The following is an 18,774-nucleotide window of genomic DNA, read 5'->3' on the forward strand; positions in this document are numbered from 1 at the left end:
GTTTAAAAAAGGTTTAGCTCAGTTGTTGTCTTTTGTTTTTTCTATACATCAGTAAAGGATAGGCTAAAACAGAACCTAAAATTACCAAAGTTCCCAGGTAAAAACCTGTAGTCATTCTTTCTTTTTCTCCGAAAATCACAAAAGCGAATATAATACCATAAACCGGTTCGAGGTTGATTGTGAGGTTCATAGCAAAAATAGTGAATTTTCTCGCAAGGTGAATGGTTTCAGCAAAGGCAAAAACCGTACAGACAAATGCCAGAATACTTAACCAAAGCCAGTCAAATCCCTGTGGCATAATCTTCAGAGCTTCATCGGTAAAGTTACTGTAAACCAATAATATGATCAGGGAAGTAATAGCGGCGCCTATCATTTCATAAAAAGTAATAACCGGTGCATCAAACTTTTTGGTAAACTGTCCGTTGATTACGGAAAACAAAGCCCCCATCACAGCAGAACCTATTCCAAGCATTAATCCTGTAAAATGATTAAATTCAAACAAAAAAATCATATATAAGCCTGCAATAACAACCGCCCCCAGCAAAACCTCCAGAATACTCATCTTTTTCTTTGCTACCAGAGGTTCAAGAAAACTTGTCCATAAAGACTGGGTGGAGAAACCTGCCAGGCAAATAGCTACAGTAGAAACTTTAGCCGAAAGAAAGAACAGAACCCAATGACAGGTCACAATTGATCCTGTTAAAAGGATTTTTATCATAGCACCTTTTTCTATGGAAAAACTTGTCTTTCTTATTTTCAGAAGAATAAAAAGTCCTGTTGACGACAATAATGTTCTGAAAAAAACCAGGCTCAGGGAATGAACAGAAATGAGTACGCCGAGTATGGCGGTAAAGCCGAAAATCAGAACGACAAAATGAAGTTGTAAATAATCTCTAATGGTTGGTTTCAAATCTCAGCAACTGTTAAATTTTAAATTACAAAGGTAGGGCATATTCTCTGATTTTAGGTTTATTGTAAAGGAATGTAACGCTATTCCTCCATAAATTAATGAAAAAGAGAGGGTTACTCAGGAAATCTTCCTGCTGAAATTTATTACCTGCAACAATTCTTCAAAAAGCAAAAGGGGTATAAACAATTTGCTTATACCCCTTTTTACCCAAAACCTGACTAAACCAGTTTTTTGTATTTGATTCTTTTCGGACCAACATCTCCTAATCTCTTACGTCGATTTTCCTCATATTCGGAGAAGTTTCCTTCAAACCAATAAACCTGAGAATCTCCTTCAAATGCTAAAATATGCGTTGCAATTCTATCAAGGAACCAGCGGTCGTGGGAAATAACCACAGCACAACCCGCAAAGTTTTCCAGGGCCTCTTCCAATGCTCTTAAGGTATTAACATCCAGGTCGTTGGTTGGCTCATCAAGCAGCAATAAGTTTGCACCTTCCTTAAGCATCATGGCTAAGTGAACCCTATTTCTCTCTCCACCGGAAAGATTAGCTACTTTCTTTTCCTGATCAGCTCCCCCAAAGTTAAATTTGCTTACATAAGCACGGGCATTGACTTGCTTTCCGCCTAAAATAATATGTTCCGTTCCACCAGAAATGGTCTCAAAAACAGATTTTTCCGGCTTCAACTGATTATGCTCCTGATCTACATAGGCCATTTGCACCGTTTCTCCCACTTCAAAAGTTCCTGCATCAGGCGTTTCCTTGCCTGTAATTAGTTTGAAAAGAGTGGTTTTCCCCGCACCATTTGGTCCGACAATCCCCACAATTCCTGCAGGTGGTAATGCAAATGAAAGGTTTTCGAATAACAATTTGTCCCCGAAAGCTTTAGAAACATTGTTGACTTCAATAACTTTATTTCCCAGACGCGGACCGGCCGGAATAAATAATTCCAGTTTATCCTCTTTCTGTTTCGTCTCTTCTGAAAGCAATTTTTCATAGGCCCCCAAACGTGCTTTTGATTTTGCCTGTCTTGCTTTCGGAGCCATTTTAACCCATTCCAATTCTCTCTGCAAGGTTTTCTGGCGACGAGATTCGGTTTTTTCTTCCTGCGACAAACGATTTTGTTTCTGCTCTAACCATGAAGAATAATTCCCTTTCCATGGAATACCTTCACCTCTATCCAGTTCAAGAATCCATCCTGCTACGTTATCAAGGAAATAGCGGTCGTGGGTTACAGCAATTACGGTTCCTTTATACTGACGTAAATGCTCTTCAAGCCATAATACCGATTCCGCATCAAGGTGGTTGGTAGGCTCATCCAGCAACAATACATCAGGTTCCTGTAAAAGCAGGCGGCAAAGCGCTACACGTCGTTTCTCTCCACCGGAAAGATTGGCAACATTGGCATCTGAAGGAGGGCAGCGGAGCGCATCCATTGCTTTTTCCAGGCGATTATCCAATTCCCAGGCATTAAAATGATCCAGTTTTTCCTGAACTTCCCCCTGACGTGCCAAAAGTTTATCAAAATCTGCATCCGGATCTCCAAAAGCTTCATTTATCTCATCGAATTCCTTCAATAAACCGATAATTTCGGCAACACCTTCTTCCACAACTTCTTTAACGGTTTTATTAGGGTCTAATTCCGGTTCCTGCTCAAGCATTCCGACAGAATAACCCGGCGAAAAAACCACATCTCCGGTATAGTTTTTGTCTTTTCCTGCGATAATTCTCAGAAGTGTAGACTTTCCTGCTCCGTTTAAACCTAATACACCTATTTTCGCTCCATAAAAAAAGGAGAGATAAATGTTCTTTAAAATTGTTTTTTGTGGAGGAACAGTCTTGGAAACCCTCTCCATTGAGAAAATAATTGTTTCGTTACTCATCTGACTTTAAGGACGTATGTCAATTTTTTTATTTGTTTCCCAAATATTTAATAAAACTTTTAATTTTTAAAATCACCAAAATTTTATTTATTTGTACTTGGCAATAATTTTGTGTCAACAAATATCGTAAAACCTCCGGTAGAACGATAAATTATTCCAAAATAATCGTTTCTTAACAAGAGATAATTAAATTTAGGGGTTAAATAAGTAGCCAGGGAAAAATTAGTGTGCCGTTTAATAACTTATTAGATTATTCAAACCTCAAGTTTCCAAAATAAAAACTATTTTCGAGAGCTAAATTTTATATTAAAAAAACAACGTTTAACCACCCGCAAAGATGTTAGAGCAATGTGCTTTGCCAGACTCTCTAACCCTATACCAAAATGGAAAATACAGTACAATCTGCCGCTCAGTACGGCTATTGCAAAGATGGTAAAGTCTATTTACGAGGATATTTAGACTATTCGGACCGTGAAATAGGTGTCGTAAGAAACACTGAAGAAGAAGCTCTTCAATACTTTGTGAACCGCTTCTCTATTGCTGAAAACAAAGTCAATACGCTTTTTGAGCAAGTTGAAGAAGCACAAAACAAAGGTTCTTACCTGACGAAATTATTGCAACTCCGCAAAAGTCTTGTCGAATTTGACGGGCTTGGCAATTTTATTCCTCTTCTTCATAAACTTGATGAACTGGAACTGAATCTTCGTGAATTGATTTTAACCAATCAAATCAAAAATCTTGAAATCAAACGTGCCTTAATTGAAGAATCCAAAGAAGCTGCCAAAATTGAAGACTGGCAGGCTGCCACGGAAGCTCTTATGGAGATTAAGACCAAATGGCTTAAAACCGGGCCGGTTGATAAATCTATTCAGGATACAGTAGAAGGAGAGTTTACAAATATCAACGATGACTTCTTCATGCGTCGTCGTGAGTATTTTGCTGAGAAAAACAGAATTATAGACGAAAAAATCGCATTCCTTCAGGCTTTGGTAGAAGAAGCATTCCAGCTTCGGAGATCTGATGATGTTGATGCGGCTTTCGCACGTATAAAAGAATTACAGAGAGAATGGAAAACGGTCGGACAAGTTCCTCCGAAAAAGCAATCTCAACTTTGGAAACAATTCAAGAAAGCCAACGACTGGTTCTTTGAAAGATATAACCGTGCCAAGGGTATTGTTTCTAAACCTCGGGTAGATCCTAGAGTTCAACAGTTGATAGATATGACAACTGAACTTGAAAAGCTTTTACCGGATCAGCAAAATATCCCTGCTTCAGCAGAAAAAGCAAAAGCTTATCTGGTACAGTGGAAAGAGATTTCGGCACAGGTAAAAACAATCGACAAAGCTCTTGCGGAAAGATTCCGTACGGTTTGTGATAAGATTTTCGAAATGAACTATTTACTTCGTGTAATCAGTTACCGCCATCCGGCATTACATGAAAAGCCAAGAATCGAGCAATTGAAAATCATGATTAATCAGATGGATTACATGACCAAGAAAGAGAAGAATGAGCTGGAAACCTTTATTGAAAATGCTCAATACTCTAATCAGATGCAGGATCGTCAGGTAATTGGCAAGATTAATACCCAAAAACGTAAGATTTCAATGAAAGAGATTTTGCTGGTTGAGTTTAAGAAAGAACTTGAAATTATCCTGGGACAATAATACATACGTTCTGATACTAAAAGCGAGAGCGATGAAAGTTTTTCATCGCTCTCGCTTTTTACAGATAGTCTGCTGTTTACAAAATTTTTGAAGCCAGCGCTTTAAAATCCAATCCGTCAAATGTACCGGAAGTCATCATTAACAAATTGGTATCCTTCCAGTTTTGTCTTAATAAGAACGACTGTAATTCTTCGCTGTTTGTAAAAACCTGAAGATTTTTATTATTAAAATTCTGCTGAATGTCTTCTGCTGAAATAGCGGGTAATTTCTTATGTTCTAAAGTATGAGGGCTGTAAAAAACAACAGGTAAATCCGCAGCATTCAGTTTATTGGCATATTCCGGCAAAAAACTTTTGTTCAGACTGCTGAAAGTATGTAACTCAAGACAGGCAATTAATTTCCGTTTAGGAAACTGCTCCTTCACCGCTTTTGTCGTTGCCTCAACTTTTGAAGGGGCATGAGCAAAATCCTTATAAATTACAGTTTCTTCATTTCCGCCTAAAAATTCAAGCCTTTTGGCCGCCCCTTTAAAACTTGGAATTGCCTCATAGAATTCTTCTTCTTCAATTCCAATCTGCGAAAGCACCAGTTTTGCCCCGTTGATATTTTTCATATTATGCTCTCCGAAGACACTCACTTCCACTTCTTTCTTAGCAGCAGTAATTAAATAGGTCTTTCCATCCCTGATTTTATTAGGATGCGCCTGATAATCATATCCTTGTATTTCTGTAGAAAGGTTCTTTCCGATCTTTGAAACCAGTTTATCCGTACTATCATAAACCAGGCTGCCGGCTTTTGGTAATAAATCTGCCAGCAACTCAAATTGATGTACATATTGATCAAATTCCGGATAAACATTTATATGATCCCAGGCAATACCGGAAATTAAAGCGACATGAGGATGATAATGAATAAATTTAGGTCTTCTATCGATAGGAGATGACAAATATTCATCTCCTTCAATGACAATTAATGGTGCATTTGAAAGGCTCGCCATAGTATCAAATCCTTCAATTCTGGCACCAACCATATAATCGAACTTACGCTTATGGTATTTCAGAACATGCAAAATCATAGAAGTGATGGTTGTTTTCCCATGACTTCCGGCTATAACAACCCGGTGCTTATGCTCACTTTGTGAGTAAATAAATTCAGGATATGAATAAATTTTAATACCTGCTTCCTGTGCTTTAATTAACTCCGGATTGTCAATTCTGGCATGCATTCCCAACACCACATAATCCAGCTTTGAAGTAATTTTCTCAGGAAACCAGCCTATTTCGGCAGGTAACAAACCTTTTTCTGCCAGTAAAGTACGGGAAGGCTCATAAATTTCATCATCCGATCCGGTGACGTTGTGACCCTGATTATGCAAAACTATCGCCAGATTGTGCATGGCGGCTCCACCAATAGCTATAAAATGTATATTTTTAGCTGTCATCTTTAGTAATTTAAATTTATGCCCTGAGGCTTTTTTCAATTGTTTTAGGACAATTTTATAATATTAATTGTTTATAAAAATATTTGAAGGATAAAATAATCTTCCCCAAATATCATTCTGAATATAACATACTGGTTTACAGAATATTAAATTTCAAATCAGTTATCATTATTTTCCCGGATTACTGCCTGGAAATACCCTGTTTTCTTTCATTTTCAGGATTATCCGGCATTCTCAGAATTAAATAATTGTAAAATTGAGGTCTGATACAAGGCTTCTTTGATAAATCCAATTTTTTTGCTTGCAAAGGTCATACTTTTGTTGCACTTTTGCACGTTTTTTATAACGCTGTTTATCAGAAATGGTTATTAAAAATACTACTTCTTGTCACCAGAAGTAGCATAAGATAGCTCAATCGGGCGATCTTAAAGTTAAACAATTAAATTAAAATTTATGCTTTTCGCTGTAGGATGAAAAATTACATTGATCTGATTGACCAAACTATCGAGTTCCCAACTCGTGAGTTCAACATTGACGAAAACAACGAACTTTTGTTCAACAATGTACCGTTGATGGAAATTATAAAACAATATGGTACGCCATTAAAACTTACTTATCTGCCCAAAATTGGTGAGCATATTGAAAACTCCAAGTTACTTTTCCGTAACGCCATCAAAAAGTACAATTATAAGGGCAATTATACTTATTGCTATTGTACAAAGTCCTCTCATTTTAAGTTTATTGTTGAAGATGTTCTGAGTCATAATGTTCACCTTGAGACGTCCTCAGCATTTGACATTGAAATTATTCGTGACCTGCACAAGGAGGGAAAATTAGCTAAATCTAACTTCATTCTTTGTAACGGATACAAGCTTCCTCTTTACACGCAGTATATCAGCGAGTTAATCAATGATGGCTTCAATTGTATCCCTATTCTGGATAACCTGAAGGAAATTGATTTTTATGAAAAATCAGTAACTGCCGAAACCGTTAATCTGGGAATCAGAATTGCTACTGATGAGGAACCTGATTTTGCTTTCTATACTTCAAGATTAGGAATTCGTTATTCAGATGTTTTGGAGCTGTATAAAACAAAGATTGAGAATAGTTCCCGCTATAAATTGAAGATGCTTCATTTCTTCATCAATACCGGAATAAAAGACAGTGCTTATTATTGGTCAGAACTTAGCCGATTCATTTACAAGTACTGTGAAATGAAAAAGGTTTGCCCGGAACTTGATTCTATTGATCTTGGAGGAGGTTTACCAATTCAGACTTCATTGCAATTCAATTACGATTACCAATCGATGATTGACGAAATTGTAGAATCAATTTCATGGATTTGTAACAAGAATAATGTTCCGGTACCAAATATTTTCACAGAATTCGGTTCTTATACCGTAGGTGAAAGCGGGGCTGTTTTATATGAAATTATTGATCAGAAGCTTCAAAACGATAAAGAGCTTTGGTACATGATTGATGGTTCATTTATTACCCAGCTACCTGACTCATGGGGTATGAATCAAAAATATATTATGCTTCCGGTAAATAACTGGGGAAGTCCGTACCAAAAAGTAAACCTGGGAGGTCTGACCTGTGATTCTATGGATTTCTATAATACAGAGGCTCACAGTTCCGATTTATACCTGCCGATTTTCGAGGAAACAGAAAGGCAATATGTTGGTTTCTTCCATACTGGTGCTTATCAGGAATCGTTGGGTGGTTATGGCGGAATTCAACACTGTTTGATTCCTGCGCCTAAGCATGTAATCATTGATCGCCTGGAAGATGGTACCATTACAACCAGGCTTTTTGCTTCAGAGCAGGGAAGTGAAGGAATGTTAACAATACTTGGCTATGGCAACAATCAGACTGATAATTCTTCTCAGGAGATTATTTTACCTCAGGATGCCATAGAATTAGCTGAAAATCTGTCACTTGTTGAACAATAATTGGTATATCTTTTGAGTTTTAGGTTAGACGTTAATTGGCAAATTTTCATAACTTTAAATTAAAATTCTGATTTTGAGATTTTATCAGAAACTTTAAACATTCTGATACCCATATAAACTGAATTATTTCTGATGAAAAAGACATCCATTATTTTAGGTTTATTAGCTGTTCTGGCTTTGGCTTCATGTGCAAGACGTAATAATTGTCCTGCTTATGGTAATACAAGTATCGACAAGCCTGCTTATAAAGGAAGAGCCTGATTTGTGAAATATTTTCTTTTTCTGAAGGGATTGGAAATTTTAATTTCTCCAATGCTTAAGAAATTAATTTCTGTTAACGAAAAAGGGTTGGCAATTGATGTTGCCAACCCTTTTTCGTTTTATATAAAGGACTTCTATTCCTCCCAGCCAAAACTTCTCTGAACAGCCTTTCTCCAGTAATGATAGAGATTTGTTCTCTTATCCTTATCCATTTTCGGATTCCAGGTTTTTGCCACACCCCAGTTTTGTTTTAAATCGTCAGGATCTTTCCAATATCCAACTGCAAGACCTGCCGCATAAGCAGCTCCCAAGGCCGTAGTTTCAATCATCGCCGGACAAACGACCGGAACCTCAACCATATCTGCCTGAAATTGCATCAGGGTTTTATTTACAACCATTCCTCCATCAACTCTCAGAGAAGAAATCTCAATATTGGCATCTTTTTCCATAGCTTCCAATACTTCCAGCGTCTGAAAAGCTGTTGCTTCCAGAGCAGCTCTGGCAATATGTCCTTTATTGACAAATCTTGTTAAACCGGCAATCACACCTCTGGCATCTGCTTTCCAATATGGAGCATATAAGCCGGAAAATGCCGGAACAACATAACATCCGCCATTATCTTCCACTGTTTTTGCCAAAGTTTCGATATCTGAGCTTTTTTTAATGATTCCCAGGTTATCGCGTAACCACTGCACTAATGCCCCTGCAATCGCCACAGAGCCTTCCAAAGCATAATGGACGGGTTCATCTCCGAATTTGTAAGCAACGGTCGTCAGAAGGCCATAATTTGAAGGAAAAACCTTTGTTCCAGTGTTCATCAGCATAAAGCAGCCTGTTCCGTATGTATTTTTAGCTTCTCCGGCCTGAAAACACGTTTGTCCTACAAGAGCCGCCTGCTGATCGCCCAAATCTCCTGCCACAGGAACTCCCGCCAAAACGCCTCTTGCTTCTCCGTAAACCTCACTGCTGGAATGAATGGCTGGAAGCATTTTCAGGGGAATTCCCAATGTTTCTAAAATACCGGCATCCCACGCTAACGTTTTTAAGTCCATCAACTGAGTTCTGCTGGCATTTGTAACATCAGTAATATGTAGCCCTCCGTCTGTCCCTCCTGTTAAATGCCAGATGACGAAAGTATCCATATTTCCGAAAATAGCTTCACCATGTTCTGCATCTTCTCTCAAGCCTTCTACATTCTCTAAAAGCCATTTTATCTTTAATCCACTAAAGTATGTTGCAAGGGGTAATCCTGTTTTTTCCCGAAACCGGTCAATTCCTCCATGTTTTTCGAGTTCAGCAACCATATTTCCTACACGGGTATCCTGCCAGACAATAGCATTGTAATAGGGTATTCCTGTTGTTTTATTCCAGACAACGGTTGTTTCTCGCTGATTGGTGATACCAATCGCTGCCAGATCATGCGTTGACAAGTTTGCTTTTCCGAGTGCTAAACCAATTACTTCCTGGGTATTTTGCCAGATTTCATCCGGATTATGCTCAACCCATCCTGCTTGCGGATATATCTGGGCGTGTTCTTTCTGTCCGACAGAAATCTGATTTCCTTGTTTATCAAAAATAATAAAACGAGTGCTGGTCGTTCCCTGATCTATTGAACCGATGAACATAATTTACAGGTATTAGGATGATTTTAAGTTTATGAGAAAATTTGTCACTAAATTCAGAAAGACTAAAGTAGTTTAAGGATTAAGGCTCCTACTATCGATCCGGCAATAGGAGCAACAAATGGAACCCATGCATATCCCCAGTCTGATGGCCCTTTTCCGGCTATCGGCAAAAAAGTATGTGCAAGTCGTGGTCCCAGATCTCTGGCAGGATTTATTGCGTAACCCGTTGTTCCTCCGAGAGATAACCCAATGGCCCAAACAAGAACTCCTACAATATAAGGGCCTAAACCATTTGAAACAGATGGGAGAGAGCCAAGCCCTATAATGAGTAAGGCTGTTGCCAGAAACTCACTGATAAAATTGCCAAATGAATGTTTAATCGCCGGAGAAGTAGAAAAACAGGCAAGTTTTAAACCGCTGTCAGAAGTTGCAGACCAATGAGGTAAATATTGTAACCATACCAACGTTGCTCCTAAAAATGCTCCTGCAAGCTGAGCCAGGATAAAAGAAGCAGCATTAGACCAATCTCCGGATTTAACAGCTTCTGCAACCGTTACAGCAGGATTAAGATGGGCTGCCGGACTACCGAATTTCGTAGAAACAAAGATTCCAATTGTTACTGCAAAAGCCCATCCGGCAGTTATTACAATCCAACCGGAATTTTCACCTTTTGAAAATTTAAGTAATACATTGGCGACCACTCCGTTTCCTAAATAGATTAAAACAGCTGTACCAATAAATTCTCCAAGAAATGTTGAGGACATGAATTTTAGATATTTGGGCTTTATAAAGATTTTTTTGTACAAATTAAGGCAAAAAGTTCAAATATCTGCAAGATTTTCAACAGTGCGATTAAGGTATTTTTCTGAATCGTTTATTGAGAAAAGAAAATGCTTTATTTTTGAGTTAATACAAAAGGTATTCTTTTCGGAATTTTCCGAAAGAAGTAGCTTTTTACAAATTGAATTATGCGAGAAGATTATTTAAAAGGAGATAATTCATCCCTTTCCTCTGCGGAAAAGGAAATAGAAAAAGCATTAAGGCCTCTTTCATTTGATGATTTTGCGGGTCAGGACAAAGTTTTAGACAATTTAAAGGTTTTTGTAACTGCTGCTAAACAAAGAGAAGAAGCTCTTGATCATGTTTTGCTGCACGGCCCTCCGGGACTTGGGAAAACAACACTTTCCAATATCGTTGCCAATGAACTTAAATCAAACATTAAAATTACATCTGGCCCTGTTCTGGACAAACCCTCTGATTTGGCAGGTCTTCTGACAAATCTTCAACCTTATGATGTACTTTTTATTGATGAAATTCATCGGTTAAATCCAATCGTGGAGGAATATCTTTATTCCGCCATGGAAGACTATAAAATTGATATTCTTTTAGACTCAGGACCAAATGCAAGAAGTGTTCAGATTTCTTTAAATCCTTTCACTTTGATTGGAGCAACCACCAGAGCCGGATTGCTAACCTCTCCGCTCAGAGCAAGATTTGGTATCAATTGCAGACTGGAATATTATGATTCAGCTTTACTGAGCTCTATTGTAAAACGCTCTTCTCATATCTTAGGAACCAATATCAGCGAGGAGGGAGCGTTCGAAATTGCAAGAAGGAGCAGGGGAACACCTCGTATTGCAAACAATTTTTTAAGAAGAACCCGTGATTTTGCTCAGGTAAAAGGAGATGGACACATTACTGTAGAGATTGCCGAAATGGCTTTAGCAGCACTTGATGTCGATCAAAATGGTTTAGATGAAATGGATAACCGCATTTTATCGACAATTATTGAAAAATTCAAAGGGGGACCAGTCGGTCTTTCTACCATTGCCACAGCTTGTGGTGAAGAAGCCGAAACAATCGAAGAAGTTTATGAGCCGTTTCTTATCAAAGAGGGTTTTCTGAAAAGAACCTCAAGAGGACGGGAGGCAACAGAAAGGGCCTATGTACACCTGGGAATTGTACCCAGATACAGAACAGGCGAATTATTTTAGGTACAGCTAAAAAATACCCTGACAAAAAACGGGACATTATGATCTGAACAAATCATAATGTCCCGTTTTTTGCTACATACAGGTTGAAATGTTCTGAGAAAATATCAGAAACTATTCCATTCAACTAAATCTATTCAGCCCTAAAAGCCTGAAAACGTCCCCAAAACCCTCCAAACGCCCCAAAGTCTTGTCATTACTCCCATTGATTTGATTGGATTGAGATCATAGGTCTACATTTGGACAATTAAATATTTCACCCCCAAGGTATCCGATTAATACCGGTTTTCACTTTACATCACTAAATCATCCAAACTCAATGGAAACGTTCTTAAAATTTGTTCTTTATTTTCATATCCTTTGTGGATTTCTAGCCTTGGTTACAGGACTTGTACCTTTAATCGCAAAAAAAGGAGGAAAAACTCACATTGTTGCAGGAAAAATTTACTACTGGGCAATGTTTGGCGTAGCAATAACTGCTATACTCCGGTTTAAATTTGAAGTACGTCTGATTTTTCTGGCCTGCATTGCTGTTTTCAGCTTTTATAACACATTTACCGGAATCAGACTTATAGGGATGAAAAAGGAAATAGTAGCTTCTTCCATTGATTGGTTTGGAGCCTGGTTAGCTTTTGTTTGCTCTTTTGCAATGATCGGTTTTGGCCTCTGGGCATTCTCAAGTAACATCATTTTTTATGGCGTTCTTTTTACACTTTTTGGCGGATTCTGTTTCATTTTGGCATACCAGGACCTGAAATTGTTTTCTCATAAATCAATTCCTGATAAAATGCATTGGTTTTTAAATCATATTTCCAGAATGGTAGGGTCATATATTGCTACAGTAACAGCTTTTTTAGTAGTAAATAATCATGATTTTGTACCAGGTTTAGTTGCCTGGATTGCCCCAGGTGTAATTGGAGGCATTGGGATAGCACGCTGGAGAAGCTATTATAAAAAGAAATTTAAAATAGCCTGATCACTAGACAAATAATAAAAACTAAAAATCTGCTTTCTAAACCCTAATAAAAGCATAAATGGCAAAATCTCTGAACCTTATATTTTGAAAAAGAAAACGGTTTAGTTTCTGCAATTGAAACTAAACCGTTTTCTTAAACATGATAAAAAAATCATTTGCTATTTGAAAATGCCCATTGGGTCTTCTTTTTTGGCAATCAATTGCTGAACGAAATTCAGATCTACAAACGATAAATCAAGCATTCTGCATTTGTGTATATACTCCCATGATTTGTCGAAATGCTCCTGATGATATTCGGCTACTGCAAATTTCAGCCATGCATTCGCATTTGTAGAATCTAATTTTACAGACTTTTCCAATAACCTTACTGCATCATCAATCTCTTCACAATTTCTTTTCTCCACAAAACAATTCATCTGAACCGTAGCAATATCAACCATCAGCATGGCATTATTCGGATCCAGTTTTAGTCCGTGACTTAATAACTTGGCAGATTCTTCAAATTTTCCTTTCTGAAAACTCACCACACCTAGTCCCCAATAAGCCTCCATGTTCTGAGGATTAAGCAGATAGGATAGATTAAAACGATAAACGGCTGTATCTAACTGACCCTCTCCTATATATTCCCATCCTCTTTCTGCAAAAAATTTACTGGCTTCTGTCCGATCTTTAAAGTTTTCATCGCAATTTTTTAAAAAGACGTCATCTTTCTTTTGTTGCTCCTGATTTTTCTTTATTTCACCAAAAAGCGGTAACACCCTGAAATCCAGTATTTCAGTTGTTGAATCTTCTTTCTTAACTATCTCACGATTACTAACCAATGCAGCTTGCTGCTGTGCCAAAACATCAAGACAGAAGAAAGGAATTATAAATAAAGGCAATAAATATCTCATAATCCTATTCATCATGGTATAAGCTCAAGATCAGCCTCAGACTTCCTTTGTTTAACGAGCTTATTGGTACATACTTATTGGTAACGTCATTTAATCCTAATATATTTTATCTCCCCCGTTTTTTAACTACTTTCTTGCCAAAATTATTTCCTCTGGCACTGCGGCCGGACGATGCTGAAGCGGGTTTCGAAATTATGACTTTTTTCTTTGATTCCCCACCCATTCCCTTCGATTTTTTCGAAACAACTTTTACTCCTTTCTTAGACTTCTTTTCATGAAAGGCTCCTTTAAAATCAGGATTTTCTTTTTTCTTCTGATCATCAATTTCCTTAAGCATTTCCTGCTGCTCAAGAAATGGTGTCTCTTCTATCTTTAATCCTTCCGGAAGTTCCGCTCTTGGAATTTCCATTTTGATAATCTTCTCAATTTTCCGGATGTGATACTCTTCAGCAATTGTCATAAAAGTAATCGCTTCCCCTTTAATATTAGCTCGACCGGTTCTTCCTATTCTGTGTACATAATCCTCATAAATGATCGGAACGTCAAAATTAATCACATGACTTACACTCTGAATATCTATCCCTCTGGCAGCCACATCTGTAGAAACAAGTACCTGAATATTTCCTTCTCTGAAGTTTTCAATGGAATTTATTCTGGTATTCTGACCTTTATTTGCATGAATTACACGGATCTGATTTTCCTTAACAATTTTTCGTTCCAGAAATTTAAAAATATTATCCGCTATTTCCTTACTTCTGCAAAAAATAATTACCCGATTAAATGTCTCACTATCAGACATTAACATACCAATCAGATTAATCTTCGTTTTAAAATTGGGCAATTCATACAATTTTTGCTCCACCATGTCAGCTGTTGTAGCCTGTGGTGTTACTTCTACTTTCAGCGGAAATTCCAAAAATTCGTATGAGAGTTTCTCAACCTTTTCCGGAAATGTAGCTGAAAACAACAGATTTTGCCTCTTTTTGGAAGGAATTACTTCTAAAATTTTACGGATCTGAGGCATAAACCCCATGTCCATCATTTTATCCGCTTCATCTAATACCAGCGTTTTTAATTCTTTTACGACAATTTCTCCCTTAAGATAAATATCCATGAACCGACCAGGTGTTGCCACCAGAATATCTAATCCTTTCTGAATATTTTCTATCTGTGTTTTGGGTCCCAGCCCGCCATAAATGGCAGTATGTCTGATATCTGTGTACTTAGCTAATTCTGAAATGGCAGCGTCAATCTGCATAACCAATTCACGGGTCGGAGCTAAAATCAGCGCTCTGATATGTTTTCCCTGTGCATATTTTATTTTCATTAAAAGCGGAAGCACATATGCAGCAGTTTTTCCTGTTCCCGTTTGGGCAATCCCCAACACATCATGTCCGGCATCTACAAGCGGAATCGCTTGTTCCTGAATAGGACTTGCCTCTGTGTATCCGGCCTCTTCAATCGCATTTAAAAGTTGGCGATTAAGATTAAATTCTTCAAATTTCATTTTGCAAAGTTACTCACTTGTTACGGCTTCTGGATACTCTTTCAGCATATAAATTTGTTAATCTGTTGAATTTCAATGAGATTATAAATCAAATTTATGACGACTTTATTTTTTAGAAAACAGAAGTATCAGAAAAAAAGCATTTAAACCCATTGAGCCCAGAAGATTCAAAAGCATAGTATTTTTGAAATTTGCTTTTTTCTCGTTTTTAAGGGTAATAAAAAACCAGTATCCAAAAAAGAGCAGGGTAGGAGAAAGGGTCAGCAGGTATAAAACAAATGCAGGAAAATTGAATATTGTTTTGCCCTGAAAGAAAACAAAGAAACCTCCGGAGGCAAAAAGAAATAGTGTAGCTGTAAATAGAAATGTTCCCCTTATTCCCAGCAATCTGCTGATTGTGAAATCACCACGTTTTTCGTCCTCATCATGTTGATAAATCTGAGTCATCGGATAAAATCCCAACAAATTCAAAGACGTAAGAATAGCCGGAAAAATATTTCTTAATTTTAAAACATCCTGAAGAGCGAGATTATCCAATGCCTGCAATGAAGCCAGATAAATAAACGCTCCCTGAAAAACACCGATCGTCAGCCAGGAAATTATCGGATATTTTTTCAGACGGATTTTATCATTGCTATATGCTTTGGAAACCAAGCCATATAATAAAATAGCTTCAGCAAAAAATTTCCCTACAAATACCATCGCAAGGATTATAGCAATGAGGTCAAAAATCCAGGCTGTATAAAATAAATTTTTATCTACCGGAGGAGGGTTTTCAAGCCCGCCGATTGCTCCTTCGTCTTTGTCAAAATAACTATTATATGCATTTGATGCAGGGTATATCAGCAAATGAAGCAGGAAAAATATCCAGATAGTCTTCGATGTATCAGGATGATGTGCCTGACTCCATGCAAAAACGAAGACAGGTAAGAGAAAGAAAGAAAACGGGAACCTTAAGTGAAGAATTATATTTTTCATGGATGGTAGGCTTAATTCAAATGTTCTGCTGTTAATTTGTCTGTTACACTTATTTTAAACAAATTCCCTTAGGTTTTCGTATATATTAATAATTAATGGAATTCTGAATAGCTTTTTTTCTCGACATTTTTCATATCTCTTACGCTTAAACAAATTTTGAATGCCTGTATTCATCACTGCAATAGGTACAGCAGTACCTCAAAATTGTTTTCCGCAAACTCAGATTGCTGAGTTTATGGCTTCTGCTTTACAGCTGGATGAATATGAAAAACGTAAATTATTTGCGCTTTATCGTTCAACTAAAATATCTCAGCGATATTCGGTTTTAAGTGACTATGGTCAAAAACCTGAAAACTTTACCTTTTTTCCAAAAAATCAAACGCTTGAACCATTTCCGACTATATCGGCCAGGATGGATGCTTATCGTTTGTTCGCCCTGCCTCTTGTATTGGACGCTGTGAATAATCTTGGTTCTTCTGCTGATCTCACTCAAATTACGCATATTATTACGGTAAGCTGTACAGGCATGTATGCTCCGGGCCTGGATATTGAATTAATTCAGGAACTTCATTTAAAAACCAATATCCAAAGAACCGCCATAAATTTTATGGGCTGTTACGGAGCCTTCAACGGACTCAAGGTTGCTGACGCTATTTGTAACGCCCAATCTAATGCAAAAGTTCTGGTTATTTGTGTGGAATTGTGTACTATTCATTTCCAAAAGAAAACAGACGAGGATTTTTTACTTTCAAATGCCTTATTTTCTGATGGAGCTGCGGCTGTAATTATAGAATCTTCTCCCATTAAAAACTACTCAAAAACGCTGGAATTAAAATCCTTTTACTGTGATCTGGTTTTCGAAGGGAAACAGGATATGGCCTGGCAGGTAGCAGATTTTGGATTTGAAATGACCTTGACATCATATATCCCCAGGTTGGTGAAAAAGGGTATAAAAGATCTTATCGATAGCCTGCTGGAAAAAGATCATCTCAGCAAAGAATCTATTTCTCTGTATGCTATGCATCCGGGAGGTAAAGCTATTCTGGAATCTATTGAATCTGCAATAGGTATTTCGAAAGATGATAACCGCTTTGCTTATCATGTTCTTAATCAATATGGGAACATGTCTTCCTGTACCGTTCTGTTTGTCCTCAAACAGCTTCTCGAAGAAACATCTGCCGTTGATCATGGAAAAAATATTCTAAGTTGTGCTTTTGGCCCGGGACTAACGCTGGAATCCATGATTCTGAACTTGCATTGTTCCGCTTAAATTCTCATTCATCCAAAATACTGTAACAGTACTTTTAAAAGGTTCTTAGATCAGAAAACTATGATTTAGGGACCTTTTAATTATTCCGGCAGATTATTTAACTTACTTAAGTCATTAAGGGTTAAACAGCCTTATTAGTATCCATTGTTTCAAAACCTGAATGCTTATGCGTATTTTTGTCTTTATTATCATCCTTTTATCAATTATGTCTAATACTATTGTTGTGGCACAGGATTTTGCAAAAAGCCTTTATGAAAGCCATGAGACTTATAAGGAAAAAACAATTACCAAGAGAAGATTCGGATACCAAACGCTCGTTTCTATTATTGAAAAGCTGAAGTCTGTTCCACTTTTTGAGGTTTCTACAGGAACTAAATCGACCCAGGGCAGAGATATTTTTCTAGTGAAATTCGGAAAAGGTAAAACGAAAGTTTTGCTTTGGTCGCAAATGCATGGTGATGAAGCTACAGCAACCATGGCTCTGGCTGATATTTTTAACTTTTTCCAGAAGAAAGACAAATTTGATCCTTTAAGAAAAGAGTTGCTTGAAAAATGCACTTTTTATGTTGTCCCTATGTTGAACCCTGACGGAGCGGAAGCCTGGACCCGTTATACAGCACTGGGAATTGATATGAACAGGGATGCTCTGGCGTTAGTAACTCCTGAAGGAACCCTGTTAAAACATCTTCAACAAAGCTTAAAGCCGGAATTTGGCTTTAACTTACATGATATGGAGAGAAGGTATTCTGCTGGAGAAACAGGGAACCTTGCCACAATCTCTTTTTTAGCCACTGCGTTTAACAAAGCCCAGGATATCAATCCTGTCAGAAAAAAGTCTATGCAGGTTATAGCAGGAATGAATCGGGCTTTGCAACAATTTATTCCAAATTCTGTTGGAAAGTGGCCTTCAGATTTTGAGCCAAGAGCTTTCGGAGATAATATTCAGAAATGGGGGACTACATTAATTCTGATTGAGTCAGGAGGATACAAAGGAGACCCGGAGAAGCAGCATATCCGCAAATTGAATTTTGTTGCCATTTTAACCGGACTAGAATCTATTGCCAATAAAACTTATCAAAAAGAAGATATCAGAACGTATGATTCTTTACCTGTAAATCATAAATCTATCTTCGATATCATTATCAGAAATGTTACTATAAAAAAATCAGGGGCTGTATTTAAAAGCGATATTGCCATAAACCGATATGAAAATCCAGTTACAGGTAAAGATTACTTTACTACAAGAAGTTCCATAGAAGAGTTAGGAGATCTTTCCATATTCTTCGGAACAGAAGAAATTAATGGTATTGATTTGGAATTGGTAACAGAAAAAGAGGTCTCCCGGGGCATGAAAGCCGATTTGCAATTGGTTAAGAATGGAGTAGTTATTTACACAATAAAAAACGGTACAATAGAAAAGTAA

15 protein-coding genes are annotated in these 18,774 nt (G+C 37.4%); 7 read left to right on the forward strand and 8 right to left on the reverse strand.

The window, feature by feature from the left end:
- Positions 1-13: 13 nt before the first annotated feature.
- Both BM179_RS18580 and ettA read right to left on the reverse strand, forming a co-directional pair.
- A complete protein-coding gene (locus BM179_RS18580) occupies positions 14-910 on the reverse strand; it encodes a DMT family transporter (RefSeq protein WP_092018667.1) in 897 nt (298 codons plus the stop codon).
- 218 nt (positions 911-1,128) lie between these two features.
- Positions 1,129-2,793, reverse strand: a complete 1,665-nt coding sequence (gene ettA / locus BM179_RS18585) for an energy-dependent translational throttle protein EttA (RefSeq protein WP_092018668.1) — start codon at positions 2,791-2,793, stop codon at positions 1,129-1,131.
- A gap of 383 nt (positions 2,794-3,176) precedes the next feature.
- Between ettA and BM179_RS18590 the strand changes: the two genes are divergently transcribed.
- A complete protein-coding gene (locus BM179_RS18590) occupies positions 3,177-4,457 on the forward strand; it encodes a DUF349 domain-containing protein (protein WP_092018669.1) in 1,281 nt (426 codons plus the stop codon).
- Between the two features lie 76 nt (positions 4,458-4,533).
- On the opposite strand, the gene BM179_RS18595 is transcribed toward BM179_RS18590, so the two are convergent.
- Complete coding sequence (locus BM179_RS18595) at positions 4,534-5,898, reverse strand: UDP-N-acetylmuramate--L-alanine ligase (RefSeq protein ID WP_092018670.1); 1,365 nt, start codon at positions 5,896-5,898, stop codon at positions 4,534-4,536.
- 470 nt (positions 5,899-6,368) lie between these two features.
- Between BM179_RS18595 and BM179_RS18600 the strand changes: the two genes are divergently transcribed.
- Entirely contained in the window at positions 6,369-7,850 is a 1,482-nt protein-coding gene (locus tag BM179_RS18600; protein ID WP_092018671.1) for a type III PLP-dependent enzyme domain-containing protein, read from the forward strand.
- Between the two features lie 132 nt (positions 7,851-7,982).
- Complete coding sequence (locus BM179_RS25740) at positions 7,983-8,111, forward strand: hypothetical protein (RefSeq protein ID WP_262503433.1); 129 nt, start codon at positions 7,983-7,985, stop codon at positions 8,109-8,111.
- 134 nt (positions 8,112-8,245) lie between these two features.
- On the opposite strand, the gene glpK is transcribed toward BM179_RS25740, so the two are convergent.
- Together glpK and BM179_RS18610 are read right to left on the reverse strand one after the other, a co-directional pair.
- Positions 8,246-9,736, reverse strand: a complete 1,491-nt coding sequence (gene glpK, locus BM179_RS18605; RefSeq protein WP_092018672.1) for a glycerol kinase GlpK — start codon at positions 9,734-9,736, stop codon at positions 8,246-8,248.
- 62 nt (positions 9,737-9,798) lie between these two features.
- Positions 9,799-10,500: an MIP/aquaporin family protein gene (locus BM179_RS18610; RefSeq protein ID WP_092018673.1), complete on the reverse strand. Its 702-nt coding sequence runs from the start codon at positions 10,498-10,500 to the stop codon at positions 9,799-9,801.
- A 204-nt stretch (positions 10,501-10,704) separates the two neighbouring features.
- Here BM179_RS18610 and ruvB point away from each other — a divergent pair, with 204 nt between their 5' ends.
- Both ruvB and BM179_RS18620 read left to right on the forward strand, forming a co-directional pair.
- Complete coding sequence (gene ruvB / locus BM179_RS18615; RefSeq protein WP_092018674.1) at positions 10,705-11,730, forward strand: Holliday junction branch migration DNA helicase RuvB; 1,026 nt, start codon at positions 10,705-10,707, stop codon at positions 11,728-11,730.
- A gap of 316 nt (positions 11,731-12,046) precedes the next feature.
- Entirely contained in the window at positions 12,047-12,703 is a 657-nt protein-coding gene (locus BM179_RS18620; protein WP_092018675.1) for a DUF2306 domain-containing protein, read from the forward strand.
- Positions 12,704-12,861: 158 nt separating this feature from the next.
- On the opposite strand, the gene BM179_RS18625 is transcribed toward BM179_RS18620, so the two are convergent.
- From BM179_RS18625 to BM179_RS18635, 3 genes are all read right to left on the reverse strand, one after another.
- Entirely contained in the window at positions 12,862-13,596 is a 735-nt protein-coding gene (locus BM179_RS18625; protein ID WP_092018676.1) for a tetratricopeptide repeat protein, read from the reverse strand.
- A gap of 106 nt (positions 13,597-13,702) precedes the next feature.
- A complete protein-coding gene (locus BM179_RS18630; protein WP_092018677.1) occupies positions 13,703-15,103 on the reverse strand; it encodes a DEAD/DEAH box helicase in 1,401 nt (466 codons plus the stop codon).
- Between the two features lie 105 nt (positions 15,104-15,208).
- On the reverse strand, positions 15,209-16,081 hold the full coding sequence (locus BM179_RS18635) for a UbiA family prenyltransferase (RefSeq protein ID WP_092018678.1): 873 nt from the start codon (positions 16,079-16,081) through the stop codon (positions 15,209-15,211).
- Positions 16,082-16,241: 160 nt separating this feature from the next.
- Between BM179_RS18635 and BM179_RS18640 the strand changes: the two genes are divergently transcribed.
- Together BM179_RS18640 and BM179_RS18645 are read left to right on the forward strand one after the other, a co-directional pair.
- A complete protein-coding gene (locus BM179_RS18640; protein WP_092018679.1) occupies positions 16,242-17,351 on the forward strand; it encodes a type III polyketide synthase in 1,110 nt (369 codons plus the stop codon).
- A gap of 205 nt (positions 17,352-17,556) precedes the next feature.
- Complete coding sequence (locus tag BM179_RS18645) at positions 17,557-18,774, forward strand: M14 family zinc carboxypeptidase (protein ID WP_218159250.1); 1,218 nt, start codon at positions 17,557-17,559, stop codon at positions 18,772-18,774.

Origin of the sequence: Pseudarcicella hirudinis, from assembly GCF_900115665.1 — a bacterium.
Taxonomy (GTDB): Bacteria; Bacteroidota; Bacteroidia; order Cytophagales; family Spirosomataceae; genus Pseudarcicella; species Pseudarcicella hirudinis.

Bases quoted from the DNA above. Each gene is read 5' to 3' on its own strand.
- ettA (WP_092018668.1), bottom strand. From the start codon at position 2,793: ATGAGTAACGAAACAATTATTTTCTCAATGGAGAGGGTTTCCAAGACT.
- BM179_RS18590 (WP_092018669.1), top strand. From the start codon at position 3,177: ATGGAAAATACAGTACAATCTGCCGCTCAGTACGGCTATTGCAAAGAT.
- BM179_RS18595 (WP_092018670.1), bottom strand. From the start codon at position 5,898: ATGACAGCTAAAAATATACATTTTATAGCTATTGGTGGAGCCGCCATG.
- BM179_RS18600 (WP_092018671.1), top strand. From the start codon at position 6,369: ATGAAAAATTACATTGATCTGATTGACCAAACTATCGAGTTCCCAACT.
- BM179_RS25740 (WP_262503433.1), top strand. From the start codon at position 7,983: ATGAAAAAGACATCCATTATTTTAGGTTTATTAGCTGTTCTGGCTTTG.
- glpK (WP_092018672.1), bottom strand. From the start codon at position 9,736: ATGTTCATCGGTTCAATAGATCAGGGAACGACCAGCACTCGTTTTATT.
- BM179_RS18610 (WP_092018673.1), bottom strand. From the start codon at position 10,500: ATGTCCTCAACATTTCTTGGAGAATTTATTGGTACAGCTGTTTTAATC.
- ruvB (WP_092018674.1), top strand. From the start codon at position 10,705: ATGCGAGAAGATTATTTAAAAGGAGATAATTCATCCCTTTCCTCTGCG.
- BM179_RS18620 (WP_092018675.1), top strand. From the start codon at position 12,047: ATGGAAACGTTCTTAAAATTTGTTCTTTATTTTCATATCCTTTGTGGA.
- BM179_RS18625 (WP_092018676.1), bottom strand. From the start codon at position 13,596: ATGAGATATTTATTGCCTTTATTTATAATTCCTTTCTTCTGTCTTGAT.
- BM179_RS18630 (WP_092018677.1), bottom strand. From the start codon at position 15,103: ATGAAATTTGAAGAATTTAATCTTAATCGCCAACTTTTAAATGCGATT.
- BM179_RS18635 (WP_092018678.1), bottom strand. From the start codon at position 16,081: ATGAAAAATATAATTCTTCACTTAAGGTTCCCGTTTTCTTTCTTTCTC.
- BM179_RS18640 (WP_092018679.1), top strand. From the start codon at position 16,242: ATGCCTGTATTCATCACTGCAATAGGTACAGCAGTACCTCAAAATTGT.
- BM179_RS18645 (WP_218159250.1), top strand. From the start codon at position 17,557: ATGTCTAATACTATTGTTGTGGCACAGGATTTTGCAAAAAGCCTTTAT.